At 74.3% G+C, this 23,278-nt stretch carries 20 protein-coding genes and 1 riboswitch; of the genes, 11 read left to right on the top strand and 9 right to left on the bottom strand.

Going from position 1 to position 23,278, the window contains the following annotated elements; translation table 11 throughout:
• The first annotated feature begins 20 nt into the window (after nucleotides 1–20).
• Nucleotides 21–1,610 carry an amidohydrolase family protein gene (locus tag BDZ31_RS01675; protein WP_183338361.1) on the top strand — a complete coding sequence of 530 codons (1,590 nt, stop codon included), beginning with the start codon at nucleotides 21–23 and terminating at the stop codon, nucleotides 1,608–1,610.
• Nucleotides 1,611–1,632: 22 nt separating this feature from the next.
• Here the strand turns inward: BDZ31_RS01675 and BDZ31_RS01670 are convergent, their stop codons facing one another.
• The 4 genes from BDZ31_RS01670 to BDZ31_RS01655 form a co-directional block, all read right to left on the bottom strand.
• Entirely contained in the window at nucleotides 1,633–2,694 is a 1,062-nt protein-coding gene (locus BDZ31_RS01670; protein ID WP_183338360.1) for a LacI family DNA-binding transcriptional regulator, read from the bottom strand.
• A 195-nt stretch (nucleotides 2,695–2,889) separates the two neighbouring features.
• Nucleotides 2,890–3,387: a TetR/AcrR family transcriptional regulator gene (locus BDZ31_RS01665; protein WP_343075544.1), complete on the bottom strand. Its 498-nt coding sequence runs from the start codon at nucleotides 3,385–3,387 to the stop codon at nucleotides 2,890–2,892.
• Between the two features lie 169 nt (nucleotides 3,388–3,556).
• A complete protein-coding gene (gene bktB / locus BDZ31_RS01660) occupies nucleotides 3,557–4,738 on the bottom strand; it encodes a beta-ketothiolase BktB (protein WP_183338358.1) in 1,182 nt (393 codons plus the stop codon).
• Between the two features lie 110 nt (nucleotides 4,739–4,848).
• Nucleotides 4,849–6,672 (bottom strand): ABC transporter ATP-binding protein, encoded by a 1,824-nt coding sequence (locus BDZ31_RS01655; protein WP_343075500.1) that lies wholly within the window; start codon nucleotides 6,670–6,672, stop codon nucleotides 4,849–4,851.
• A gap of 72 nt (nucleotides 6,673–6,744) precedes the next feature.
• On the opposite strand from BDZ31_RS01655, the gene BDZ31_RS25755 reads away from it, so the two are divergent.
• The 4 genes from BDZ31_RS25755 to BDZ31_RS01635 all read left to right on the top strand — a co-directional run bounded on the left by BDZ31_RS25755 (nucleotide 6,745) and on the right by BDZ31_RS01635 (nucleotide 11,614).
• Nucleotides 6,745–7,524 carry a L,D-transpeptidase family protein gene (locus tag BDZ31_RS25755; protein WP_183338356.1) on the top strand — a complete coding sequence of 260 codons (780 nt, stop codon included), beginning with the start codon at nucleotides 6,745–6,747 and terminating at the stop codon, nucleotides 7,522–7,524.
• 150 nt (nucleotides 7,525–7,674) lie between these two features.
• Nucleotides 7,675–9,825, top strand: coding sequence for an MMPL family transporter (locus tag BDZ31_RS01645; RefSeq protein ID WP_183338354.1), 2,151 nt, complete (start codon nucleotides 7,675–7,677; stop codon nucleotides 9,823–9,825).
• Between the two features lie 83 nt (nucleotides 9,826–9,908).
• Nucleotides 9,909–10,886 carry an ABC transporter ATP-binding protein gene (locus BDZ31_RS01640; RefSeq protein WP_183338352.1) on the top strand — a complete coding sequence of 326 codons (978 nt, stop codon included), beginning with the start codon at nucleotides 9,909–9,911 and terminating at the stop codon, nucleotides 10,884–10,886.
• A complete protein-coding gene (locus BDZ31_RS01635; RefSeq protein WP_183338350.1) occupies nucleotides 10,883–11,614 on the top strand; it encodes an ABC transporter permease in 732 nt (243 codons plus the stop codon). The genes BDZ31_RS01640 and BDZ31_RS01635 overlap by 4 nt, the downstream gene beginning before the upstream one ends.
• Nucleotides 11,615–11,723: 109 nt before the next feature.
• On the opposite strand, the gene BDZ31_RS01630 is transcribed toward BDZ31_RS01635, so the two are convergent.
• Nucleotides 11,724–12,113 (bottom strand): type II toxin-antitoxin system VapC family toxin, encoded by a 390-nt coding sequence (locus BDZ31_RS01630; RefSeq protein ID WP_183338348.1) that lies wholly within the window; start codon nucleotides 12,111–12,113, stop codon nucleotides 11,724–11,726.
• Nucleotides 12,113–12,361, bottom strand: coding sequence for a type II toxin-antitoxin system VapB family antitoxin (locus BDZ31_RS24440; protein ID WP_221242780.1), 249 nt, complete (start codon nucleotides 12,359–12,361; stop codon nucleotides 12,113–12,115). Before BDZ31_RS24440 ends, BDZ31_RS01630 begins: the two co-directional genes overlap by 1 nt.
• A gap of 198 nt (nucleotides 12,362–12,559) precedes the next feature.
• Between BDZ31_RS24440 and BDZ31_RS01620 the strand changes: the two genes are divergently transcribed.
• Nucleotides 12,560–14,668, top strand: coding sequence for a RecQ family ATP-dependent DNA helicase (locus BDZ31_RS01620; protein WP_183338346.1), 2,109 nt, complete (start codon nucleotides 12,560–12,562; stop codon nucleotides 14,666–14,668).
• Between the two features lie 2 nt (nucleotides 14,669–14,670).
• Here BDZ31_RS01620 and BDZ31_RS01615 read toward each other — a convergent pair whose 3' ends face one another.
• Together BDZ31_RS01615 and BDZ31_RS01610 are read right to left on the bottom strand one after the other, a co-directional pair.
• Complete coding sequence (locus BDZ31_RS01615) at nucleotides 14,671–15,231, bottom strand: CAP domain-containing protein (protein ID WP_183338344.1); 561 nt, start codon at nucleotides 15,229–15,231, stop codon at nucleotides 14,671–14,673.
• A gap of 51 nt (nucleotides 15,232–15,282) precedes the next feature.
• A riboswitch (cyclic di-GMP riboswitch) is annotated at nucleotides 15,283–15,365 on the bottom strand.
• A gap of 124 nt (nucleotides 15,366–15,489) precedes the next feature.
• Nucleotides 15,490–16,578 carry a phosphotransferase gene (locus BDZ31_RS01610; protein WP_183338343.1) on the bottom strand — a complete coding sequence of 363 codons (1,089 nt, stop codon included), beginning with the start codon at nucleotides 16,576–16,578 and terminating at the stop codon, nucleotides 15,490–15,492.
• A gap of 474 nt (nucleotides 16,579–17,052) precedes the next feature.
• Here BDZ31_RS01610 and BDZ31_RS01605 point away from each other — a divergent pair, with 474 nt between their 5' ends.
• Together BDZ31_RS01605 and BDZ31_RS01600 are read left to right on the top strand one after the other, a co-directional pair.
• Nucleotides 17,053–17,748, top strand: coding sequence for a winged helix-turn-helix domain-containing protein (locus BDZ31_RS01605; RefSeq protein WP_183338341.1), 696 nt, complete (start codon nucleotides 17,053–17,055; stop codon nucleotides 17,746–17,748).
• Entirely contained in the window at nucleotides 17,745–18,563 is an 819-nt protein-coding gene (locus BDZ31_RS01600; protein ID WP_183338339.1) for an SRPBCC family protein, read from the top strand. The genes BDZ31_RS01605 and BDZ31_RS01600 overlap by 4 nt, the downstream gene beginning before the upstream one ends.
• A 211-nt stretch (nucleotides 18,564–18,774) precedes the next feature.
• Here BDZ31_RS01600 and BDZ31_RS01595 read toward each other — a convergent pair whose 3' ends face one another.
• On the bottom strand, nucleotides 18,775–19,224 hold the full coding sequence (locus BDZ31_RS01595) for a hypothetical protein (RefSeq protein ID WP_183338337.1): 450 nt from the start codon (nucleotides 19,222–19,224) through the stop codon (nucleotides 18,775–18,777).
• Nucleotides 19,225–19,549: 325 nt separating this feature from the next.
• Here BDZ31_RS01595 and BDZ31_RS01590 point away from each other — a divergent pair, with 325 nt between their 5' ends.
• The 3 genes from BDZ31_RS01590 to BDZ31_RS01580 all read left to right on the top strand — a co-directional run bounded on the left by BDZ31_RS01590 (nucleotide 19,550) and on the right by BDZ31_RS01580 (nucleotide 23,223).
• Nucleotides 19,550–20,161, top strand: coding sequence for a TetR/AcrR family transcriptional regulator (locus tag BDZ31_RS01590; RefSeq protein ID WP_183338335.1), 612 nt, complete (start codon nucleotides 19,550–19,552; stop codon nucleotides 20,159–20,161).
• 105 nt (nucleotides 20,162–20,266) lie between these two features.
• Nucleotides 20,267–21,664 carry an aspartate aminotransferase family protein gene (locus tag BDZ31_RS01585; RefSeq protein ID WP_183338333.1) on the top strand — a complete coding sequence of 466 codons (1,398 nt, stop codon included), beginning with the start codon at nucleotides 20,267–20,269 and terminating at the stop codon, nucleotides 21,662–21,664.
• Between the two features lie 47 nt (nucleotides 21,665–21,711).
• Complete coding sequence (locus BDZ31_RS01580; RefSeq protein ID WP_183338331.1) at nucleotides 21,712–23,223, top strand: CoA-acylating methylmalonate-semialdehyde dehydrogenase; 1,512 nt, start codon at nucleotides 21,712–21,714, stop codon at nucleotides 23,221–23,223.
• The last annotated feature ends 55 nt before the right edge of the window (nucleotides 23,224–23,278 follow it).

Here is a 23,278-nt window from a genome sequence, read left to right as displayed (position 1 = left end):
CGGCCCGCGAGGGCGTCGCGGTGAGCGCCGACCTCGCGATCGTCGGAGCGACCGTCCGGACGCTCGATCCCAGCCGGCCGCACGCCACGGCCGTCGCCTGCCGCGACGGCCGTGTCGTCGCGGTCGGCGACGACGCGGAGATCCGGGCCTGCTGCGACGCGCGCACCGAGCTGCTGGACGGGGCCGGCCGGCACGTCGTCCCCGGGCTGGTCGACGCGCACGTGCACCCGTTCTTCGTCGAGCAGACGCGCGGTGTCGACCTGACCGCGTGCACCTCCCTCATGGAGTTGCGCGACGCGCTGTGCGAGGGCGCCCGCGACCCGAGCGGGTGGGTGCTCGGCTGGGGCCTCTCCTACGAGGCGTTCGAGGGCCGGCCGCTCGACGGCGCGCTTCTCGACGAGGTCGTCGGCGACGCGCCCGCACTGGTGACGTTCATGGACCAGCACACGGCGCTCGCGAGCCGGCGCGCGCTGGAGATCGCCGGGGTCACCGGCGCGGAGCGGTTCGAGCAGGCTGCCGAGGTCGCCACCCGCGACGGCCTGCCGACCGGCGAGCTGCGGGAGTTCGCGGCGATCGCGCTGGTTCGCGACGTCGTGCCCGAGCTCGGCGACGGCGAGCGCCGCCGCCTGGCCGCGCAGGCGCTCGAGCGGCTGTCGGCGCAGGGGCTGACGGGTGCGCACCTGATGGACGGCAGCCCGGAGACGTTCGCGCTGCTGCGCGAGCTGGAGGCGACGGCGCCCCTGCCGGTGCGCCTCGTCGTGCCGCTGTGGCAGACGCCGGAGACGACCCGCGACGAGATGCTCGCGCAGCTGCCGCTGGTCGGCGAGCGCGGCGTCCGCTGGCGCGGCGGCACGGCCAAGTTCTACCTCGACGGCGTCGTCGAGTCGGGCACCGCGTGGCTCGGGGCGCCGGACGCCTGCGGGGACGGCGGACAGCCGTTCTGGCCGGAGCCGCAGGCGTACGCCGCGGCGGTGCGGCTCTTCGCGGAGGCCGGCTTCCAGTGCGCGACGCACGCCGTCGGCGATCGCGCCGTGCGCGCCGTGCTCGACGCGTACCGCGGGCTGCCGCGGCCGGGCGCGCCGCATCGCGTCGAGCACATCGAGGTGCTCGACCCCGCCGATCTGCCCCGCTTCGCCGCCGAGGGGGTCGCCGCGTCGATGCAGCCGCTGCACATGCAGTGGCGGCGGGAGGACGGCGGCGACCAATGGGCCGCGCGGCTGGGCCGCGAGCGCACCGAGCGGGGCTTTCCCGCGCGCAGCATCGCGGAGACGGGCGCGATCGTCGCGCTCGGATCCGACTGGCCGGTGGCGTCGAGCGATCCGCGCGTCGGAATGGCCTGGAGCCGGCTGCGGCGCCAGCCGGGCGCGATCGGCGCGGCGCCGTTCGAGCCGCACGAGCGGCTGACGCCCGAGCAGGCGCTCGCGGGCTACACGACCGCGGCGGCGGCGATCGCCGGGGAGGCTGACGTCGCGGGCCGGATCGCCGTCGGCCGCCGCGCCGACCTCACGGTGCTGGGCGCCGACCCGGTCGACTGCCCGGCCGACGAGCTGCCCGACGTGCCCGTGCTGGCGACGATCGTCGCGGGCGCGGCCGCGTACCGCGGCGGGTGAGCGCGACGCGCCGGCGCCCGGCTCAGGGCGCCGGCGCGCCGACGGCGGATGAGCGCGGCGCGATCGCCGCTCGCGCCGTCGATGCGCGTTCGACGAGGTCGTAGGGCATCGTGACGGCCGTCGTCGCCGGGGCCGCGTCGCCCTCGATGCGCTCGATCAGCAGCGCGATGGCCTGCCTGCCGTTGCGTTCCGGGTGGAGGTCGAGCGCCGTGATCGGCGGGCTGCAGGAGCGGACGTTCTCGCTGTCGGTCGCCGTCGCCAGCATGACGTCGGCGGGCACCGCCAGGCCGAGCTCTCGCGCCGCCATCACCGCGCCGGCGGCGTGGCAGTCGAAGGCGGTCAGAAGCGCGTCGGCGCGATCGGGCCCGCCGAGCGCCTTCATCGCCGCCTCGTAGCCGGCGGTCTCCGTCAGGCGGGCGCCGACCTCGTGGACGAGCGGAGCCATGCCGTGGCCGGCGCACCAGGTCTCGTACGCCGCGCGGACGTCGACGCCGTAGGAGTACCGCTGCGACGTCGTCACGAGCGCGACCCGCGCGGCGCCGCGATCGTGAAGGTGGTCGAGGATCGCGGCCAGCCCCCCGACGAGGTCGTTGTCGACCGACGGGACGTCGGCGCGGGCGAGGTCGCGGCCGCTGGTGACGAGCGGGATGCCGCGCTTGTCGAGCGCGGCGATCAGCGGGTCGTTCATCTCCGGGTCGATCACGATGCCGCCGTCGATCGCGATGCCGTCGAACGTCTCCGCGCCGCGATACGGCGTGATGACGAGCGCGTAGCCGGCGTCGAGCGCCGCGGCGGTCGCGGCGTTGGCGAGGCGGATGAGGAACTCGACGTCGAAGAGGCTGAGCGGCGAGGCCTCCGGCGAGGAGACCGTCAGCGCGAGCGTCTTGCTGCGCTCGCGCAGCAGGTTGACCGCGTTGACGTTCGGCCGGTACCCGAGCCGGTCGGCGACCTCGGAGATGCGCTGGCGCGTGGCCGGGTCGACCCGACCCCTCCCGTTGAGAGCGTGGGAGACCGTCGACATCGACACCCCGGCTGCTGCTGCCACGTCCTTGATGCCGACGCGCCGCGCACGAGGAGAGGACATCGGTCGATCTTACTCCCGTGAGACGCTCGGCGGCACGGACGACAAAACCATTCGGCACCAGCTCCGGCGGGAAATCGGCCCGCCGTCGCCGGCGGCGCGATCACGGGTCAGGCGTCCGCGGCCGGAAGCTCGGCGGCGGCGGCACCGGACACGGCCTGAGAAGGCCGACGTGCCACGTCGAGCGGGCAGCGCGCCTCAGCGCCGCAGCGCCGCGAGCCCGACCTCCCACAGCTCGTCCGGGTCGGTCCCGGGCGGGAAGCGGTCGTTCAGCTCCAGCATGATCAGGCCGTGGGCGAAGGCCCACAGGACGCGCGCCTCGACGAGGTCGCCGCCGACGGCGTCGCGCAGCGGCTGGCCGGCGTGCAGCTCGGCGCCGGGGTCGAGCGCCGCGCGGTCGAGTCTCTGCGTCATCAGCCGGTACAGATGGGGATGCTCCAGCGCGTAGGTGCGGAAGGCCTGGCCGATCGCGCCGAGCCGGTCGCCGTCGGCGGCGACGGCGGCGTCGAGCGCGGAGCGGGTCGCGTCGCCCTGCTCGTAGAAGGCCTGGGAGATCATCGCGTTCTCGAGCGCCCGCTTGTCGGCGACGTGCTCGTACAGCGACGGGGCGCGGAGGTTCAGCTCGGCGGCGATGCGGCGCATCGAGACGCCGTCGGGGCCGTCGCGTTCGAGCAGCCGGCGGGCGACGGCGACGATCTCGAGCGCGCGCGGGGAGAGGTCTGACAGGCGGGGGACGGCGATGCCCGAGCCTAGCGAGGCGACGCGCCCGGCGGCGGGCGCCGGACGGGTGGCGCGGAGAGGTCGGATCGTCGCCTCCCGCCCGGGCGCGAGCGGCGGCGCCGAGGGCGCCGCCGCGTGCTGTCCGCTACGGCTTGCCGAGCAGCAGCGCGATCCCCTGGCCGCCGCCGATGCAGAGCGAGACGATGCCGTAGTCGTGGCCCTCGCGCTCCATCTCGGAGATCGCCTTCGTCGTGATGACGGTGCCGGTCGCGGAGATCGGGTGGCCGAGGCCGACGGCGCCGCCGTTGGGGTTGACCTTGGCCGGGTCGAGGTCGAGATCCTGCATGACCGCGAGCGCCTGCGCCGCGAATGCTTCGTTCAGCTCGAAGACGCCGATCTGGTCGAGCCCCAGGCCGGCGCGGTCGAGCACCTTCCTGATCGCCGGGACCGGGCCGATGCCCATGATCTTCGGGTCGACGCCGCAGGTCGCGTAGCCAAGGATCCGCGCTCTCACCTGCGTCCCGAGCTCCTGCGCCTTCGCGGCGCTCATCAGCACGGTCGCCGCGCCGGCGTCGTTCATGCCGGAGGCGTTGCCGGCGGTGACGGTGCCGCCGTCGCGCTTGAAGACCGGCTTCAGCTTCGCCATCGACTCGATCGACGCGTCGTCGCGGATGTGCTCGTCGACCTTGAACTCGACCTCGCCCTTGCGGGTCTTCAGCGTCAGCGGGACGATCTCGCCCTCGAACTTGCCGGCGTCGCGAGCGGCGGCGGCGCGGCGGTGGGACTCGACCGCGAAGGCGTCCTGCTGCTCGCGCGTGATCCCGCCGCGCTCGGCGAGGTTCTCGGCGGTGACGCCCATCAGGATGTCGTTGAAGGGATCGGTCAGCGCGCCGGAGACCGGGTCGGTGACGGCCGCCTCGCCCATCCGCGCGCCCCAGCGGCCGGTCGGCAGCCAGTAGGGCCCGCGGCTCATCGACTCGCAGCCGCCGGCGAGCGCGACGTCGACGTCGCCGCTCTGGATCGCCTGTGCGGCGGAGACGATCGACTGCACGCCGGTGCCGCAGAGGCGGTTGACGGTGAAGGCGGGCGTCTCCTGCGGGACGCCGGCCTTCATGCCGACGACGCGCGCCATGTACATGTCTCTCGGCTCGGTGTGGATCACGTTGCCGAAGACGACGTGCTCGATCTGCTCGGGCTGCAGCCCGGCGCGCTCGATCGCCGCGCGGGCGGCGGTCGCGCCCAGCTCGTTCGGCGGCACGTCCTTCAGCGACTTCCCGTAGCCGCCGACGGCGGTGCGGGCGGCGGAAGCGATCACGACATCGGTCATAGCGGTGGTGTCTCCTCGGGTTCGACCGAGGGATCGTGACAGCGCGACCCCGCGGGGGGACCCGGTCGGATCGCGGTGCGCCGCGGATGGCCGGCCCGCGGCGCCGTGGCTCAGTCGAGCGCCGCGTCCGCCTGCGCGACCTCGCCGGTCTGCACCGCCCACAGCGCGGCGTAGCGGCCGCGCAGCGCGAGCAGCTCGTCGTGCGTGCCGGCCTCGGCGACCCTGCCGCCGTCGAGCACGTGGATGCGGTCGGCGTGGCGGATCGTCGAGAGGCGGTGGGCGATCACGATCGTCGTCCGCTCGCGGCTGATCCGCAGCAGCGAGCGCTGGATCGCCGCCTCGGTCTCGTTGTCGACCGCCGAGGTCGCCTCGTCGAGCACGAGGATCGCGGGGTCGCGCACGAGCGCGCGGGCGATCGTCAGCCGCTGGCGCTGGCCGCCCGACAGCCGCACGCCGCGCTCGCCGACCGGCGTGTCGTAGCCGTGCGGCAGCGCGGCGACGAACTCGTGCGCCTCGGCCGCCTCGGCGGCGGCGCGCAGCTGCTCGTCGGTCGCGTCGGGCATGCCGTAGCGGAGGTTGTCGGCGACCGAGCCGTCGAACAGGAAGGTGTCCTGCCCGACGTAGCCGATCGCGCCGCGCAGGCTCTCGAAACTCAGCTCGCCGACCGGCACGCCGTCGATCGCGACCGTCCCGCCCTCGGCGTCGTAGAGGCGCAGCAGCAGCTTCACGACGGTCGACTTGCCGGCGCCGGTCGGGCCGACGATCGCGTGCGTCTCGCCGCTGCGCACCTCCAGCTCGAGGCCGTCGAGCACGCGCGTGCGGACGCTGCCGTCGCCGTCGCGGTAGACGAACTCGACGGCGTCGAAGGAGACCGCGCGGCCGCGCTCGCCGTCGGCGGCCGGCGGCAGCTCGCGGGCGCCCGGCCGCACCGAGATCGGCGCGTCGATCAGGTCGAGGATCCGCCGCAGCGAGGCGGTGCCGCGCTGGTAGAGGTCGAGCGTCTCGCCGAGGCGCGTCAGCGGCCACAGCAGCCGCTGGGTCATGAAGACGAGCACCGAGTACATGCCGACCTCGAGCGTCCCGTTGAGCGTCAGATGGCCGCCGACGACGAGCGTGACCATGAAGCCGCAGAGGATCGCGACGCGGATGATCGGGACGAAGGCGGCGCTGAGCGTGATCGCCGCGCGGTTGGCCTCCGCGTAGGCGTCGGAGGCTGCCTCGACGCGCAGCGACTCGCGCCGCTCGGCGCCGAACGCCTTGATCGTCGCGATCCCGCCGAGGTTGCCGCCGATCAGGCCGCCGAGCCGGCCGGCCTGCTCGCGGACCTTCGCGTAGCGCGGCTCGAGCCGTCTCTGGAACAGCAGCGAGCCGCCGACGATCACCGGGATCGGCAGGAAGGCGAGCAGCGCCAGCAGCGGCGAGATGACGAGGAAGACGGCGCCGACGGCGACGACGCTGGTGGCGGTCTGGATGATCTGCAGCGCGCCGACGTCGAGGAAGCGCTCGAGCTGGTTGACGTCGTCGTTGAGGACCGTGAGCAGTCTGCCGGCCTCGCGGTCCTCGAACCACGCCAGCTCGAGCTCCTGCACGTGGCCGTAGGCGTCCATCCGCAGGTCGTGCTGGAGCGCCTGCGACAGGGTCCGCCACGAGCGTTGGGCGAGGTACTCGGTCAGCGACTCCAGCAGCCACACGACCGCGGTCACGCCGGCGAGCACGAACAGCTGCGCCTCGCGATCGTCGATCCCGGTCCACTGGCCGACGAAGCTGCCCTCCTCGCGCACGACGACGTCGATCGCGACGCCGATCAAGAGCTCTGGCAGGATGTCGAAGACCTGGTTGAGGACCGCCCACACGGTTCCCATCACCACGCGGCCGCGATAGCGCGGCGCACGGCGCCAGAGACGGCGCAGCGGATGGACGGGGGCCTCGATCACGAGGCAGAAGGGTAGGCGGTCCGCTGTAAAGGCACCTTGCTCCCCATGCTCCGATCCGCGCCTCCCACCTCCGTGCCGAGCCGTCGCGGCCTCGTCGCGCTCCTCCTGCTGGTCGTGCTCGCGCTCGCTCCAGCAGTCGCCTCGGCGGCCGACCGGCAGGAGCCGCCGCCGTCCGATCAGAGCGGGCAGGAGGCGCCCGGCGACGCGCCGGGGCCCGAGATCCACGGGCCGACGCCCCGGGCGGCGTGGACGGCGCGGATCGTCGATCCGGTCGTCGCCCGGGTCCGGCCCCACCCGCGGGCGCGAGCCGTCCGCCGCCTCACGCCGCGGGCGCAGTGGTGGGGAGGGCCGGAGGTGCTGCTGGTGCTGGGGTCGCGGGTGGTCGACGGGGAGCGCTGGCTCGACGTGCTCGTCAAGGGCATGCCGGCCGGCTCGCACGGCTGGATCCCGGAATACGCGGCGACGGTGCGCCGCACCGACCGCCGGATCGTCGTCGACCTGTCGGCGCGGACGCTCGTCTTCCAGCGCGCCGGCAAGACGCGGCTGCGCTCGCGCGTCGTGATCGGCGCGCGCGGCACCCCGACGCCGACCGGCCAGTTCGCCGTCGACGCCGCGCCGTCGGTCCCCCGCAGGGCGAAGCTCGGCCCGCGCGTGCTCGCCGTCGTCGCCTACTCGCGCACGCTGACCGAGTACGACGGCGGCCTGCCGCAGACGGCGATCCACGCCGCCGAGTACCTTGGGGCGCCGCTCGGGTCGGCGGCCTCGCACGGGTGCGTGCGGATGCCGCAGCGGCTCGTCAACCGGCTGCTGGCGCTCGCGCCGCGCGGCACGCCGGTGCTGATCCAACCCTGAGCCGTCGGCGCTACCCGGGCGGAGCGGGAGCGCGGAGCGACCCCACCGCAGGCGGGGGATATCCCCCGGCCGCGATCGGCCCGCGCGCCCCCGCGCGGACGCCACGGCGCCCCAGCGACAGCCGGCCGCGCCGTTGAGAGCGTGCGGGCCATGGCTTCCACACGCTCACGGCGCGCCCGCCCGCGCCCCCTCGAGAGCCGTTTCGAGCGGCTCGCAGACTGGTCGATTCGCAATCGCAGGCGCGCGATCGCGCTGTGGGTCGTGACGCTGCTGGCGGTGCTCGGCGCCTCGACCGCGATCGGCGCCGCCTGGAACAACGACTTCTCGCTGCCCGGCACCGAGTCCCAGCAGGCGCTCGACACGCTGAAGCGCGGCGCCCCCGCCCAGGCCGGCGACGCGGTCGACGTCGTGATGCGAGCTCCAGCCGGGATCGACGCACCCGGGACGCGCGAGCGGATCGCGTCGATGGTCGCGGAGATCGGCAGGCTGCCCCACGTCGCCGCGGTCGACGATCCCCTTGGGCCCGGCGGGATCTCCAGAGATGGGACGATCGCGCACGCGACCGTGATGCTCGACGGCAGCTCGGGGGACGTGCCGAGAGCGTCGGTCGAGCGGCTGATCGAGACGGCCGAGTCGGCCGAGAGCGGCGCGCTGCAGGTCGAGCTGGGCGGCGACGCCGTCCGCTACGTCGACGCCGGCGCCGGCGGAGCCGAGGCGGCCGGCACGCTCGCCGCGCTGGTGATCCTCGTCTTCCTCTTCGGCTCGCTGCTGGCCGCGAGCATCCCGATCGTCACCGCGATCGCCGCCGTCGGCGGCACGACCGCCGTGATGGTCGTCGCCTCGCACCTGTTCGACGTCGCCGACTTCACGCCGCCGCTGATGTCGCTGGTCGGGCTCGGCGTCGGCATCGACTACGCGCTGCTGATCTTCTCCCGATACCGCGCGGAGCTGCTGAACGACCGCGACCGCGACGCCGCGCTGCGGATCGCGCTCGACACCGCCGGCCGCTCGGTCGTCTTCGCCGGGACGACGGTGATCATCGGACTGCTCGGCCTCGTCGCGCTCGGCATCGGCATGCTGCAGGGCGTCGCGCTCGGCGTCGCGGCGACGGTGCTGGTGACGCTGATCGCCTCGCTGACGCTGCTGCCAGCGCTGCTGACGATCTTCGGCAAGCGGATCGAGCGCAGCGTCCGCAAGCGGGCGCTGAAGGCGCGCAAGCGCGAGCGGGTCGAGGGCGAGCGCTGGCGTCGCTGGGCGGCCTTCGTCCAGCGCCGCCCGGCCGCGATCCTCGCCGTCTCGCTCGCCTTCCTGGTCGCGCTCGCACTGCCCGCGACCGACATGCGGCTCGGCTTCGCCGACGCCGGCAACGACGACAGCGCGACGACCTCGCGCAAGGCGTACGACCTGCTCGCCGACGGCTTCGGCGCCGGCTACAACGGCCCGCTCGTCGTCGTCTCCGACGGCGGCGACGAGAACGCCGCGCAGCGCCTCCACGCGACGCTGGCGAGCGCCCCGGGAGTCGCCGGCGTCGCGCCGGTGCAGCAGGCCGAGGGCAGCGACGTCGCGACGGTGATCGCGTACCCGGACGCCAAGCCGCAGGACGAGGAGACGCAGCGGCTCGTGACCGAGCTGCGCGAGGAGGTGCTGCCGCCGCTGGCGCGCGAGACCGGCGCGACCTACCTCGTCGGCGGCACGACCGCCGGCTCCGACGACTACGCCCACGCGGTCCAGGAGCGCCTGCCGCTCTTCCTCGCGATCGTCGTCGGGCTGTCGGCGCTGCTGCTCGCGGTCGTCTTCCGCTCGCTGCTGATCCCGCTGAAGGCGGCGCTGCTCAACCTGCTGTCGATCGGCGCGGCGCTCGGCGCGGTGACGCTCGTCTTCCAGCACGGCCTCTTCGGGATCGAGGGCAGCCCGGTCGACGCGACGATCCCGATCCTGATCTTCGCGATCGTCTTCGGCCTCTCGATGGACTACGAGGTCTTCCTCGTCGGGCGGATGCACGAGGAGTGGGAGCGCAGCGGCGACGCGCGGCATGCCGTCCGCGAGGGGCTGGCGCAGACCGGGCGGGTCGTGACGGCGGCCGGCGCGATCATGGTCGTCGTCTTCGGCGCCTTCATGATGAGCCCCGACCGGATGATGAAGCAGTTCGGGCTCGGCCTCGCGGTCGCGATCCTGCTCGACGCAGTCGTGATCCGCTGCCTCGTCGTCCCCGCCGCGATGGAGCTGATGGGCCGCTGGGCGTGGTGGATGCCGGCGTGGATCCGACGCCGCCTCCCGCGCGTCGCGCTCGAGCGCGGCTGATGCCCCGACCGTGACGGATGTCACGGGCGATTCCGGACGGCCGGCACTGCTGCCGGCCGTCCGCTCGTCGCACACTTGAGCGCATGAGCAACCCGACTCCGACAACCGCAGGCCCCGCGGGCGTCGAGCCGGACGGGGCGCCGCGCGCCGCCGCCGGCATCGAGCTGAGAGGGCTGGTGAAGCGCTGGCGCTCGGCGGCCGGGCCCGTCGACGCCGTGCGCGGGATCGACGTCTCGATCGCGCGCGGCGAGACGGTCGCGCTGCTTGGCCCCAACGGCGCCGGCAAGTCGACGACGATCGACATGATGCTCGGGCTGGCCGAGCCCGACGCCGGCACCGTCTCGGTCTTCGGCATGCGCCCCGCCGCCGCGATCGACGCAGGCGCCGTCGGCGCGATGCTGCAGACCGGCGCGCTGATCCGCGACCTGACCGTGCGCGAGCTGGTGCGGATGACCGCCGCGCTGTTCCCGGTGCCGATGGACGTCGACGAGGTAATGGCGCTGGCCGGGATCGAGCCGATCGCAGGCCAGCGCACGAACCGCCTCTCCGGCGGCCAGACGCAGCGGGTGCGCGCCGCGATCGCGCTCGTCGGCGACCCCGATCTGCTCGTGCTCGACGAGCCGACGGTCGCGCTGGACGTCGAGGGCCGCCATGCCTTCTGGGCGACGATGCGCGCCTTCGCGGCGCGCGGCAAGACGGTCGTCTTCGCCACCCACTACCTCGACGAGGCCGACGCCCACGCCGACCGCGCCGTGCTGATGGCGCGCGGCCGCGTCGTCGCAGACGGTCCGACGACCGAGATCAAGGCGCGGGTCGGGTCGCGCACGATCCGCGCGACGCTGCCGGGCGCCGACCTCCCGGCGCTCGGCGCCCTGCCCGGGGTCGTCACCGCCGACCGCCACGGCGATGCGGTTATCCTCACCTGCTCGGACTCCGACGCGGCGATCCGCGCCCTGCTGGCCGCGCATCGCGAGGCGCGCGACATCGAGATCAGCGGCGCCGGGCTGGAGCAGGCCTTCCTGCAGCTGACCGGAGACGACGACGAGGGGGAGCGGCGATGACGCTCACGTACCTGCGCTACGAGCTGCTGCGGACCGTCCGCAACGGCCGCTTCTTCGTCTTCTCGCTCGGCATCCCGCTGATCATCTACGTCGCGATCGCCGGCCCGAACGCGAACGAGGAGAACTTCGAGGGCCTTGGGCTGTCGGTGCCCCTCTACTACATGGTCGGGATCGCCGGCTTCGGCGCGATGATGGCGACGATCAGCTGCGGCGGCCGCATCGCCGCCGAGCGCTCGGTCGGCTGGAACCGCCAGCTGCGGATCACCCCGCTGAAGGCGCCGGTCTACCTCGGTGCGAAGGTCGCGACCGCCTACGCGATGGCACTGCTGACGATCGTCCTGCTCTATGCCGCCGGCTTCGCGCTCGGCGTGCGGTTGCCCGTCGGCGAGTGGGTCGCGATGACGGCGCTGATGCTCGTCGGACTGGTGCCCTTCGCCGCGCTCGGCGTCACGCTCGGCCACCTGCTCACAGCCGATTCGATTGGCCCCGTGATGGGCGGCGTCACGTCGCTGCTGGCGCTGCTCGGCGGCACCTGGTTCCCGATCACCTCCGGCGCGATGCTCGACATCGCCCGCTGCCTCCCCTCCTACTGGCTGGTGCAGGCGAGCCACGTCGGCGTCGGCGGCGACGGCTGGAGCGCGCAGGGCTGGGCCGTCGTCGCCGCCTGGTCGGTCGTGCTGACCGCGCTGGCCGTCCGCGCCTACCGCCGCGACACCGTGCGGGTGTAGCGCCGCGCGCGGCGGTTCCAGCCGTGCCTGGTGCAGGCGCGGGCCTGAGGCCGCCAACGGTCGCGCGGCGTCGCGGATGCGCACCGGGCTTGCCGCGTCCTGCCGCCGTTCACTCCGCCGCACGCACATCGGTGCGCGTGAAGTCACCGCCCTTGAACAGCAGCGGCCGGTCCATCGTCCGCGCCAGCGCGTAGCTGAAGCAGTCGCCGAAGTTCAGCCCCGCGGGCGAGTTGCCCTTCCCGTACCGCACCCACGCCCGCCGCGCGGCGAGTGCCTGGTCGAGATCGACGGGGATGCAGCGGATCCCGGTGTCGTGCACTATCCCGTCGAGTTGCGCGAATCCCGTCGCGCCCGCGCGCCGATGCATGACGATCGCGCATTCGAGCAGTGATGCTGCTGAGATCGACGGTTCGCGTGCGGCTGCGACGAGTCGTACGAAACGGCACTTTTCGGGCTCGTCGAGGAGGATTGCGATGATGGCCGAGCTGTCGACGACCATCAGGTCGGAAGGCCGGACTCGTCGTAGCCAAGGATCTCTTCCGGGGAGCGGTCATCGAGCACGGGGAGGTTCGCGATCACATCTGCGGCGGCGAGCATCGCCCGTTCCCGCTCCTCGACGGTTGGAAGCCTTCCCGCCGCGACGTGCTCGCGATCACGCTGCGCGACCGCCTCCGGGCGGGCGAGCGGATGACGCGCGCTGGCGCTGCGGAGGGCGAGGAATCCGGGGTCGTCTACATGGAGCGTCATCGCATCGAGGAGGCTAGAACCCTCGTCTCGATCGGTCCACCCGATCGATGTTGTTCTCGATTCATCGTGTGCTGGAGGCGGCGGGGAAGTGAGCATGCGATCGAGCCTGACGATCGAATCGCGACACGTGTGCGCAGGGCTGCGAAATCTCTCGCGCGGTCTCGAGAGTTCGCCCCCCTCGCGGCTACGCTCGACGGCATGCCCACCTCCGTCGCCCCCGACTTCGCCGCCGCCGCGCTCGACCGACTGCGCGACCTCACCGGCGACCCCGCCGCCGACTTCCGCGACGGCCAGCTCGACGCGATCCACGACATCGTCGCCGACCGCGCCCGCGTGCTCTGCGTCCAGCGCACCGGCTGGGGGAAGTCGGCCGTCTACTTCGTCGCCACCGCGCTCCTGCGCGCCGAGGGCGCCGGGCCGACGCTGATCGTCTCGCCGCTGCTCGCGCTGATGCGCAACCAGATCGCCGGCGCGCAGCGGCTCGGTCTGCGGGCCCACACGATCAACTCGACCAACCGCGACGAGTGGGACGCGATCCGCGGGATGCTCGCCGCCGACGAGGTCGACCTGCTGCTGATCTCGCCCGAGCGGCTCAACAACCCCCGTTTCCGCGACGAGCTGCTGCCGCTCTTCGCCGCCTCGGTCGGGCTGCTCGTGATCGACGAGGCGCACTGCATCTCCGACTGGGGCCACGACTTCCGGCCCGACTACCGGCGCGTGAAGGAGATGCTGGAGGCACTGCCGAGCGGTGTCGCCGTGCTCGGCACGACGGCGACCGCGAACGACCGCGTCGTCGCCGACGTGCTCGACCAGCTCGGCGTCGGAGCCGGCACCGCGCCGGGGGACGGCGCCGGCGAGCTGCGCTCCTACCGCGGGCCGCTCGGGCGCAGCAGCCTGCGGCTGGAGGCGCTGGAGCTGCCGCGGCCCGCGCAGCGGCTCGCATGGCTGGTAGAGACGCTGCCGCGGCTGCCCGGCTCGGGGATCGTCTACACCCTCACCAAGCGCGACGCGGATCAGGTCGCCAGCTTCCTCACCGCCAACGGGATCGCGGCGCTCGCGTACAGCGGCGAGCAGGCGAGCGAGGAGCGGATCGCAGCCGAGGAGCGGCTGCTGCGCAACGAGGTGAAGGCGCTGGTCGCGACGAGCGCGCTGGGGATGGGCTACGACAAGGCCGATCTCGAGTTCGTCGTCCACTACCAGGCGCCCGGCTCGGTCGTCTCCTACTACCAGCAGGTCGGCCGCGCCGGTCGCGGAGTCGCCCACGCCGAGGTCGTGCTGCTGCGCGGCGCCGAGGACCGCCGCATCCAGGACTTCTTCATCGAGCAGGCCTTCCCGGCGCGCGACAAGGTCGAGGCGGTGCTGGCTGAGCTGCACGACGCCACCGCCGACGGCAGGGGCCGGACGAGCCGCGAGCTGATGGCGGTCGTCAACCTCGGCGCCGGGCGCATCGAGGCGATGCTGAAGATCCTCGACGTCGAGGGCGCGGTCCGCCGGGAAGGAACGCGCTGGTTCGCGGTGCCCGACAGCGGCTGGTCGTACGACGGCGACCGCTACGCCCAGATCACCGCGCTCCGCCGCGCCGAGCAGCAGGCGATGGCCGCCTTCGGGACCGACGGCCGCTGCCTGATGCGCGCGCTGCAGGAGGAGCTCGACGATCCGGAGCCGGCCGACTGCGGCCGCTGCTCGGTCTGCGCCGGTCCTCGCTACGCCGCGCCGCCCGACGAGCGGCTCGTCGAGCAGGCGCAGCGCCATCTGCGCTCGAAGCCGATCGTCCTGGAGCAGCGCAAGATGGCGCCGGACCCCGCCGGCACGATGCGCAAGATTCCGGTCGACGCGCTGGTCGCGCCCGGCTTCGCGCTGGCGCGCCTCGGCGACGGCGGCTGGTGGCCGGCGATCGAGCGCGGGCTGCGCGCCGGCCGGCTCGACGACGAGGTCGCCGTCGCGCTTGCCGAGGCGCTGCGCGGCGCGGGAGTGGCGCCGGCGTGGGTGACCGACGTGCCGTCGGTCGCCAACGGCGCGGTCGTCGAGTCGTTCGCCGAGCAGCTCGCGCGCCAGCTCGGCGTCCCGCGCCTGCGGCTGCTCGAACGGCGCGAGCAGCGCCCGCCGCAGCGCGAGATGGCGAACGCCGCGCAGCAGGCGGCCAACGTGCGCGGCGCCTTCGCGGTCGTGCAGCAGCCGCCGCCCGGCACCGGCGTCCTCGTCGACGACCGGCGCCTGTCGGGGTTCACGCTCGCGATGGTCGGCGGGCAGCTGCGCAAGGCCGGAGCCGAGGCGGTGGTGCCCGCGACGCTCGCGACGTTGAGCTGACCTCAGCGCGAGCCGAAGTCGGTCGTGTAGAGCCCGCCGCTGCGGCTGACGGCGGCCGAGGCGGCGAAGGGGACGCCGCGGGCGACGCCGACGCCGATCTTGCGGAAGCCGCGGTTGAGGATGTTGGCGCGGTGACCGGGGCTATTCATCCAGCTGCGCACGATCGACGCGGGGCTGGCGAGGTGGCCGCTGCCCCAGGCGATGTTCTCGCCGATCGACCAGCCGCCGCGCGGACGGTAGTTGGCGCGTCGGATGCGCTGGTCGAACGAGACGTTGCCAGGGGAGGTGTGGGAGAAGAAGTTCCGCCGGGCCATGTCACGGGAGTGCCGTGCCGCGGCCTTTCTGAGCGCGCCGTTGACGCGGAGCGGCCGCAGGCCGTGCGCCTTGCGCTGCCGGTTGAGGAGGCAGAGCGTCGCGGCGCTCGCGCGCTTGAGGTTGGCGCCGGGGCTGGCGTTGGCGCCGGCGCATGCGCGCGCGGCGGCCGGCATGGTAGCGAGGAGGATGAGACCGGTGGCGAGCGCGACGACCGCTGCGGCCATCCGCGACCCGACTGAGCGAAGCACGACAACAACTCCTTGTGCGTTCGAGCGCCCGCGACTGTCTCGAACGCCTCCTTCGGCGGCCCGGCTGGCTCCCTCCCATCTGGAGCCCCGTGGCTTTGCGTCCCACCCTCGCGAGTGGTTTGCCCTTTCGAGATGCGAGCTGCGTCTTTGAAGTTCGACGGCAAGCTACCCGACGAGAGGAGTGCCGACGCGTCGGAAAAGTGCGCGGCTCGGGCGGCGTCGGCGCGTGGCCACTCGCCGTCGAGCGGCCACGCGCCGCTACAGCCGCGCGACGGCCTGCGCGAGGAAGGCGTCCTCCCGCGTCGACCAGCCGACGAGGTCGTCGGCGGCGTAGCCGCCGAGTGCGGCGCGCACGTCCCATGCCGGGTCGAGCTCGCCCGCGCCGGTGAGTGCGCGATGGAAGGTGAGGAAGCGGTCGGCGACCGCGACCGAATGCGCTCTGGCGAGGTTCTCGCGGCAGTAGCCGACGTCGGCGTCCGGGTGGCCTCGCGAGGCGCACGCCCAGTCGACGATCGCGCTGACCTGACCGTCGCGCCAGAGCACGTTGCCGGGATGGAAGTCGCGGTGGATCAGTCTGTCGCCGACCTCCGGCGACCGGTCGAAGACGGCGAAGGCCCGCTCCCAGGTCGGCGCCGGCAGCCGCGACCCGGCCGGCGGGCGCTCGACGTGCAGCCCCCAGTCCGAGTAGCGCCCGATCGCGGTGGGCGCGGTGGGCGCGGTGGGCGCGGTGGGCGCGGTGGGCGCGGTGGGCGCGGCGGGCGCGGTGGGCGCGGTGGGCGCGGCGGGCGCGGCGGGCGCGGCGGGCGCGGCGGGGGCCGTGGGCGCGGTGGGAGCGGGCGGGGGCGTGAGGGTGGCGGGCGCCGACGCGGAGGAGAGGACGGTTGCGTGGATCTGCGGGAGCGTCGCGGCGAGGCCGCGCAGCCACGTGTCGAGTTGGTCGGGTGGCGGTGTCCAGACGACGCGGCCGGGCAGGCGCGTCATCAGCAGCGCCGGTCTGCCGTCGCCGATCTCGGCTCCCCGCGGGTCGAGCGCGACGAGCCGCGGCGCCACGAGCCCACCTGCCGCGACGATGTCGAGCGCGGCGGCCTCGCGCAAGGGGGCGTCGGGCTCCTCGGCCAGCCAGTCGGCGCGCACGAAGCGACGCAGGACCAGCGCACGCGTGCGACCGGCGCGGTCGCGCACGTCGAGCGCGTGGACGGCGGAGGAGGTGCCGCCTTCGAGCGCCTCGACCGCGACGACCTCGGCACCGACGCCGCCCGCCGCCCGCGCGGCCCAGCGCAGCGCCGCCGCGGGCGGGCGGCCGCGCAGCAGCAGGCGCTCCTCCGCGGTCAGGTCGTCGCCATGCACCGGCTGCAGGCTAGACGCCGCACCGTCATCGAGGCGCGCCGCCGCGCGCCCAACGCGCGTGCTGCGTCGCCGCACTGGCCGCGACGGCGCGCGCTGGGCCGGCAACGGCCGGCGGCGGGGCGGCGACGGCGGCGGGGGGCGGCGACGGCGGGCGGCGGGGCGGCGATGGCGCGCGGCGGGGCGGCGACGGCGGGCGGCGGGGCGGCATGGCGCGCGGCGGGGCGGCGACGGCAGGCGGCGGGGCGGCGATGGCGGCGGCCGGAGGACGTCGGCGCGCGGCGGGGCGGCGACGGCGGGCGGCGGAGCGGCACGGCGCGCGGCGGAGCGGCACGGCGCGCGGCGGGGCGGCGACGGCAGGCGGCGGGGCGGCGATGGCGGCGGCCGGAGGACGTCGGCGCATCGCCCTGGGCCGCCGTCGTACATCCCTCGCACCCACAGCTTGACAAAACTTCTTGTCAATGCTGGAGTTGGTGCATGCTCGACATCGAGGTGATCGAGGATCCGGCCGTCGCGGCGGTCGCGCTCGACCCGATCCGCGCGCGGCTGCTGGCGCAGCTGGCGGAGCCGGCCTCGGCGGCGGCGCTGGCGCAGCGGGTCGGGCTCACGCGGCAGAAGGTCAACTACCACCTGCGCACGCTCGAGTCCCACGGCCTCGTCGAGGTCGCCGGCGAGCGGCGGCACGGCGGGCTGACCGAGCGGCTGCTCGTCGCCAGCGCCGCGACGTATGCCGTCTCGCCGGGCGCGCTCGGCTCGGCCGGCGCCGACGATCCGGCGCGCGCCGCCGACCGCCTCTCGGCCGCCTACCTCGTCGCGCTGGCGGGGCGGGCGGTGCGCGAGGTCGGCGCGCTGGCGCGGCGCGCCCGTCGCGGCGACCGCCGGCTCGCCACGCTCGCGCTCGACACCGAGGTCCGCTTCCGCTCGGCGGCCGACCGCGCCGCCTTCGCCGACGAGCTGACCCGCGCGGTCGCCGCGCTCGTCTCCAAGTACCACGACGGCGCCGTCGCCGACGGGCGCAGCTACCGCCTGCTCGTCGCCGCGCACCCCGTGCCGGCAGAAGACGGCCCATCGCGGGAGGGGCCCGCCGTCGGTGCGACGTTCGCCGCCGCGCAGACCAACGCCGCCGCGCAGCCCGACCCCGCACCGGACCCACAAACCGAGGAGCCGAGATGACGACGACGCCCGATCCGCCCGACGCCCGCATGGTCCGCGTCGAAGTCGAGGTGCCAGCGACTCCCGAGCAGGTGTGGGAGGCGATTGCGACCGGTCCGGGCCTCGCCGCCTGGTTCGTCCCGGCCGAGGTCGAGGAGTGCGAGGGCGGCGAGATCGTCACCCACCACGGCCCGTTCGGCGACTCGCGCGGCGTCGTCACCGCGTGGGATCCGCCGCGTCGCTTCGCGTACGAGGAGCGGGAGTGGTCCGAGGACGCGGACGCGCCGCCGTGGGCGACGGAGATCCTCGTCGAGGCGCGCGCCGGCGGCACCTGCGTCATCCGCCTCGCGTCGGGCTTCCGCAGCGACGGCGCCGACTGGGAGGACGAGCTGGCGGGGACCGACGAGGGCTGGCTCGACGGCATGGAGCACCTGCGCATCTACCTGACCCACTTCGCCGGGCAGCCGACGTCGTCGGTGATCCTCTTCCACGCGCTCGGCGACGACGCCGACGCCGCCTGGCGCCGGATGCTCGGCGCGCTCGCGCTGGAGGACCTCGCCGTCGGCCAGCGGCGCGCGGTGGCGGGGACGGCGCCGCGGCTCAGCGGCGTCGTCGAGAGCGTCGGTCCGCTGCAGGTCAAGCTGCGGACCGACGAGCCCGCGCCCGGGATCGTCGACCTCGCCGTCCACCAGCGGGCCGGCAGAACCCACGCGGTCGTGCGCGGCTATCTCTACGGGGAGGCCGGCCAGGCCGCCCGCGCTCGCGCCGAGGAGCAGTGGCGGTCGTGGCTGGAGCGGCAGTTCCCGGCAGCGGAGCCGGCTGAGCGACACGGGTGAGTCAGGCGGCCCGCGTCGGGCTGCGGCGCGCGGCTCTGGACCCGCGCGCGCCTGGGCGCAAGGGGCGCGCCGGCGCGCGTCAGCCGGGACGGGCGCGGGCGGTGACGGAGCGCGCCGACGCGCGTCAGCCGGGACCGGCGCGGGCGGTGACGCGAGCGCGCCGGCGCGCGTCAGCGAGGACGCGCGCCGAGCGAAGGGGCGGTGGTGTCCGTCAGGCGGCTACGGCGACGCGCGTGTGGTCGAGCTCGTCGGCGTCGGCGAGGTGCTGGTGGGAGGGGCAGTAGCCGTTGCGCGGATGCGGCAGGCGCTGGCAGGGCGTGCCCTTGCGCGTCATCGCACGGCAGCAGAGACGGTTGCCGGCGAAGTCGTACCCGCTCTCGAACTGCTCCTCGATCGCCTCGTCGGCGAGCGAGAGGTACTGCTCGACGATCGAGTTCATGTGGGCCTGCTCGGAGAGCGGGAAGTAGGGACGCAGCTCGCGGATGAGGCTCCGTGTGGGCTTCGCGAAGTACCACCGGTCGGTCGCCATCCGCTCCAGCGTCGCCTCGCAGGCGTGGAGCACGCGGACATGGTTGCTGCGGTCGTTCGCGCATGCGCCCGGGCTGTCGCTGATCCCCTCGGCGAGGGCCCGGTACATCGCGCGGCTGAACTGGTAGAGCACGAGTTCTCTCCTTCAGTGACTAAGCGCTTGCTTAGAGTACCCCACGCGGCCGTCGCGCGCCAGTTCGCCGCACGGCAATGACCCGGATCGGCGTAGTCACCATATTTCTTTGAAACCGGTGCGCTGACAGTCGGTGTGCGGCGCGAGCTGGCGGGCGGCGCGCGCTGGTGCCGGGCGGACGGCGGCGCGGTGCGCGAGGCGGACGCGGCGCCGAAAGCGAGGTCGCCCCGGCGCGGCGAGCGATGCCGCCGCGCCGCCGCGGGGCACGCGGCCGTGGGCGCTGCGCTGGGGCCGTTTCGCGGCTTCATCCGCGATCCTGTGGGACATGCAAGACGGAATCGCTCGGCGGGACGCCGACCTTTGGGCGCACGTCGAGTCGGAGAGCTCGCGCCGGCTGCTGCTGGCCGCGCTCGACGCCTTCGCCGACCGGGGCTTCGAGGCGGCGACCACGCGCGACATCTCCAGACGGGCCGGGATGAGCCCCGCGGCCGTCTACGTCCACTACCGCTCCAAGCTCGACCTGCTGTCGGAGATCATGCGGATCGGCCACGAGGCGGTGCTCGCCGAGGCGCGCGACGCGATGGACGGGCAGCAGTCGCCGGCGGGCCGCATCGCCGCCTTCGTCGAGGCGTTCTCCTCCTGGCACGCCCGCCACGCGACGCTCGGCCAGGTCACCGCCCACGAGCTGCGGGCGCTCCCGCCGGAGCGGTTCGCCGAGATCCTCGAGCTGCGCCGCACAACCGAGCGTCTCCTCGCCGCCGAGCTGGAGGCCGGCGCCGAGCGCGGCGAGCTGCACGTCGGCGACCTCACCGGAACCGTGCGCGCGATCCTCTCGCTCGGCGTCGACTCTGCTCGCTGGTACCGGCCCCATCGCGGCGTCGACCCGGAGGAGATCGGCAGGCTCCACGCCGATCTCGTGCTGCGGATGCTGCGGTAGCGAGGCGGCAGCGCGGCGCCGGGCATACAGGCCGTCGGATCGACTGCCCCAGATCGCGACGGTCTGACCCTGGCGGGCGGCGGCGCACGGCGCGAGGCTGCTCCCATGACCCACTCCGCGCTGCACGACTCGGCTCGCGAGCACCTCCTGCTCCACTTCACCAACCACGCCGCGGCGTACGGCGGCGAGCGCGACCTCCTCGTGCTCGACCGCGGCGAGGGTCCCTACGTCTTCGACGACAAGGGCAACCGCTACGTCGACGCGCTCTCCAGCCTCTTCTGCTCCCAGATCGGCTACTCGTTCGGCGAGGAGATGGCGGCCGCGGCGGCGTCGCAGATGCAGCGGCTCGCCTTCAACACCAACTGGGCGACCGCGCATCCGCCGGCGATCGCGCTCGCCGAGAAGCTCGCCGAGATCATGCCCGGCGAGCTCAACCACGTCTTCTTCACCTCCGGCGGCTCGGAGTCGGTCGAGGCGATGTGGAAGATCGCGCGCGAGCACTTCGTCGCCAAGGGGGAGCCGCAGCGGACGAAGGCGATCGCGCGCGACCGCGCCTACCACGGCGTCACGCTCGGCGCCCTCTCCTTCACCGGCGTCCCCGGCTTCAAGGAGATCTTCGGCACGCCGCCGATCGAGGTCACGCACGTCTCCAACACGAACGCGTTCCGCGCCCCCGACGGCGGCGACCCGGCCGCCTTCTGCAAGCGGCTGCTCGACGAGGTCCGCGCCGCGATCGTCGCCGCCGGCCCCGACGAGGTCGCGGTCATCATCGCCGAGCCGGTCCAGAACGCCGGCGGCTGCCTCGTCGCGCCGCCCGGCTACTGGAAGGGCCTGCGGGCACTCGCCGACGAGTTCGGCGCGCTGCTCGTCGCCGACGAGGTGATCTGCGGCTTCGGCCGCCTCGGCCACTGGCTCGGCTCGGAGCGCGAGGGCGTCGTCCCAGACATGGCGACGACCGCGAAGGGGCTCACCTCCGCCTACGCGACGATGGGCGCCGTGCTCGTCAGCGACAAGGTCGCCGACGTCGTCGCGACGATGAACAGCCCGCTCAGACACGGCATCACCTTCGGCGGCCACCCCGTCAGCGCCGCGATCGCGCTGAAGAACATCGAGATCTTCGAGCGCGAGGGCGTGCTCGAGAACGTGCGCGCCAACGAGGCCCATCTGGAGTCCCGCCTGCGCGAGCTGCTCGCGCTGCCGATCGTCGGCGACGTGCGCGGCCGCGGCTACTTCTGGGCGATGGAGCTGGTCGGCGACGCCGGCAACCGCACCTTCGACAAGCCCGAGCGCGACCGGCTGCTGCGCGGCTTCCTCCCCGGCCGCCTGCTCGACGCCGGCCTGATCGCCCGCGCCGACGACCGCGGCGACTCGGTCCTCCAGATCGCGCCGCCGCTGATCAGCGACACGGCCGTCCTCGACGAGATCGTCGACCGGCTCGCGGAGGTGCTCGCCGACGCGGGTACGTTCATGGGCGTCGAGCCCGCGACCGCGACCGCCGCCTGACGCCGCGCCCCAAACCGTCCCCATCGCACCAACGGAGCCCTGACCACATGTCCACGACCACCACTCCCACGACGCTCAGCCACTGGATCGGCGGTCGCGCCGACGCCGGCGGCGGCGACCGCTTCGGCGAGGTGACCGAGTCGGCGACCGGCGAGGTCGTCGCGCGCGTCCCGTTCGCGACCGACGCCGACGTCGACCGCGCCGTCCGCGTCGCCGCCGAGGCCGCGAAGGCGTGGGGCCGGTCGTCGCTCGGCCAGCGCACGAAGGTCCTGTTCGCCTTCCGCGAGGGCGTCCACGCCCGCCGCGACGAGCTCGCCCGCGCGATCACGCGCGAGCACGGCAAGGTCCTCTCCGACGCCGCCGGCGAGGTCCAGCGCGGCCTCGAGGTGATCGAGTTCGCCTGCGGCCTCGGCCACCTGCTGAAGGGCGAGATGTCCGGTCAGGTCTCGCGCGGCGTCGACTCCTACTCGCTGCGCCAGCCGCTCGGCGTCGTCGCCGGCATCACGCCGTTCAACTTCCCCGTGATGGTCCCGCTGTGGATGGCGCCGGTCGCGCTCGCCTGCGGCAACGCCTTCGTCCTGAAGCCGAGCGAACAGGATCCGAGCGCCTCGCTGCTGCTGGCCGAGATCCTCGCCGACGCCGGCCTGCCCAAGGGCGTCTTCACCGTCATCAACGGCGACAAGGACGCGGTCAACGCGCTGCTCGTCCACCCCAAGGTGAGCGCGGTCTCGTTCGTCGGCTCCACGCCGATCGCCAAGCACGTCTACGAGACCGCGACCGCCCACGGCAAGCGCGTGCAGGCGCTCGGCGGCGCGAAGAACCACGCGGTCGTGCTGCCCGACGCCGATCTCGACCTCGCCGCCGACGCGCTCGTCTCGGCCGGCTACGGCTCGGCCGGGCAGCGCTGCATGGCCGTCTCGGTCGCCGTCGCCGTCGGCTCGATCGCCGACCCGCTCGTCGAGAAGATCCAGGAGCGGATCGCCGGCCTGAAGGTCGGGGACGGCTTCGAGGCCGACTCCGAGATGGGGCCGCTGGTCAGCGAGCGCCACCTCGGCCGCGTCCGCGGGCTGGTCGACACCGGCGAGGCCGATGGCGCCAAGCTGGTCGCCGACGGCCGCGCGATCGAGGTCGAGGGCCGTCCCGGCGGCCACTGGCTCGGCCCCACGCTGTTCGACGACGTGAAGCCCGGCATGGCGATCTACGACGAGGAGATCTTCGGCCCGGTGCTGTGCGTCGTGCGCGCCGACTCCTACGACGAGGCGATCGAGCTGGCCAACTCCAGCCCGTACGGCAACGGCGCGGCGATCTTCACCAACGACGGCGGCGCCGCCCGCCAGTTCGAGCAGGACGTGACCGCCGGCATGGTCGGCGTCAACGTGCCGATCCCGGTCCCGATGGCCTACCACTCCTTCGGCGGCTGGAAGGACTCGCTGTTCGGCGACCTGCACGTCCACGGACCCGACGGCGTCCGCTTCTACACGCGCGGCAAGGTCGTCACGCGGCGCTGGCCCGATCCGGCCGATCGCGGCATCGACCTCGGCTTCCCGGTCCACAAGTAGGCCCGGACGACAACTCCCCTGGAAGGAGCTGAGGCGCGCCCCACGCGGGGCGCGC

This window comes from Conexibacter arvalis (genome assembly GCF_014199525.1).
Classification (GTDB): Bacteria; Actinomycetota; Thermoleophilia; order Solirubrobacterales; family Solirubrobacteraceae; genus Conexibacter; species Conexibacter arvalis.
The sequence above is the reverse complement of the archived record's forward strand: the minus strand, read 5'-3'. Positions and strand labels throughout refer to the sequence as shown.

Coding starts and splice junctions, on each gene's coding strand:
- BDZ31_RS01670 (WP_183338360.1), bottom strand. CDS start 2,694: ATGTCCTCTCCTCGTGCGCGGCGCGTCGGCATCAAGGACGTGGCAGCA.
- bktB (WP_183338358.1), bottom strand. CDS start 4,738: ATGACCGATGTCGTGATCGCTTCCGCCGCCCGCACCGCCGTCGGCGGC.
- BDZ31_RS01645 (WP_183338354.1), top strand. CDS start 7,675: ATGGCTTCCACACGCTCACGGCGCGCCCGCCCGCGCCCCCTCGAGAGC.
- BDZ31_RS01640 (WP_183338352.1), top strand. CDS start 9,909: ATGAGCAACCCGACTCCGACAACCGCAGGCCCCGCGGGCGTCGAGCCG.
- BDZ31_RS01635 (WP_183338350.1), top strand. CDS start 10,883: ATGACGCTCACGTACCTGCGCTACGAGCTGCTGCGGACCGTCCGCAAC.
- BDZ31_RS01630 (WP_183338348.1), bottom strand. CDS start 12,113: ATGGTCGTCGACAGCTCGGCCATCATCGCAATCCTCCTCGACGAGCCC.
- BDZ31_RS24440 (WP_221242780.1), bottom strand. CDS start 12,361: ATGACGCTCCATGTAGACGACCCCGGATTCCTCGCCCTCCGCAGCGCC.
- BDZ31_RS01620 (WP_183338346.1), top strand. CDS start 12,560: ATGCCCACCTCCGTCGCCCCCGACTTCGCCGCCGCCGCGCTCGACCGA.
- BDZ31_RS01605 (WP_183338341.1), top strand. CDS start 17,053: ATGCTCGACATCGAGGTGATCGAGGATCCGGCCGTCGCGGCGGTCGCG.
- BDZ31_RS01600 (WP_183338339.1), top strand. CDS start 17,745: ATGACGACGACGCCCGATCCGCCCGACGCCCGCATGGTCCGCGTCGAA.
- BDZ31_RS01590 (WP_183338335.1), top strand. CDS start 19,550: ATGCAAGACGGAATCGCTCGGCGGGACGCCGACCTTTGGGCGCACGTC.
- BDZ31_RS01585 (WP_183338333.1), top strand. CDS start 20,267: ATGACCCACTCCGCGCTGCACGACTCGGCTCGCGAGCACCTCCTGCTC.
- BDZ31_RS01580 (WP_183338331.1), top strand. CDS start 21,712: ATGTCCACGACCACCACTCCCACGACGCTCAGCCACTGGATCGGCGGT.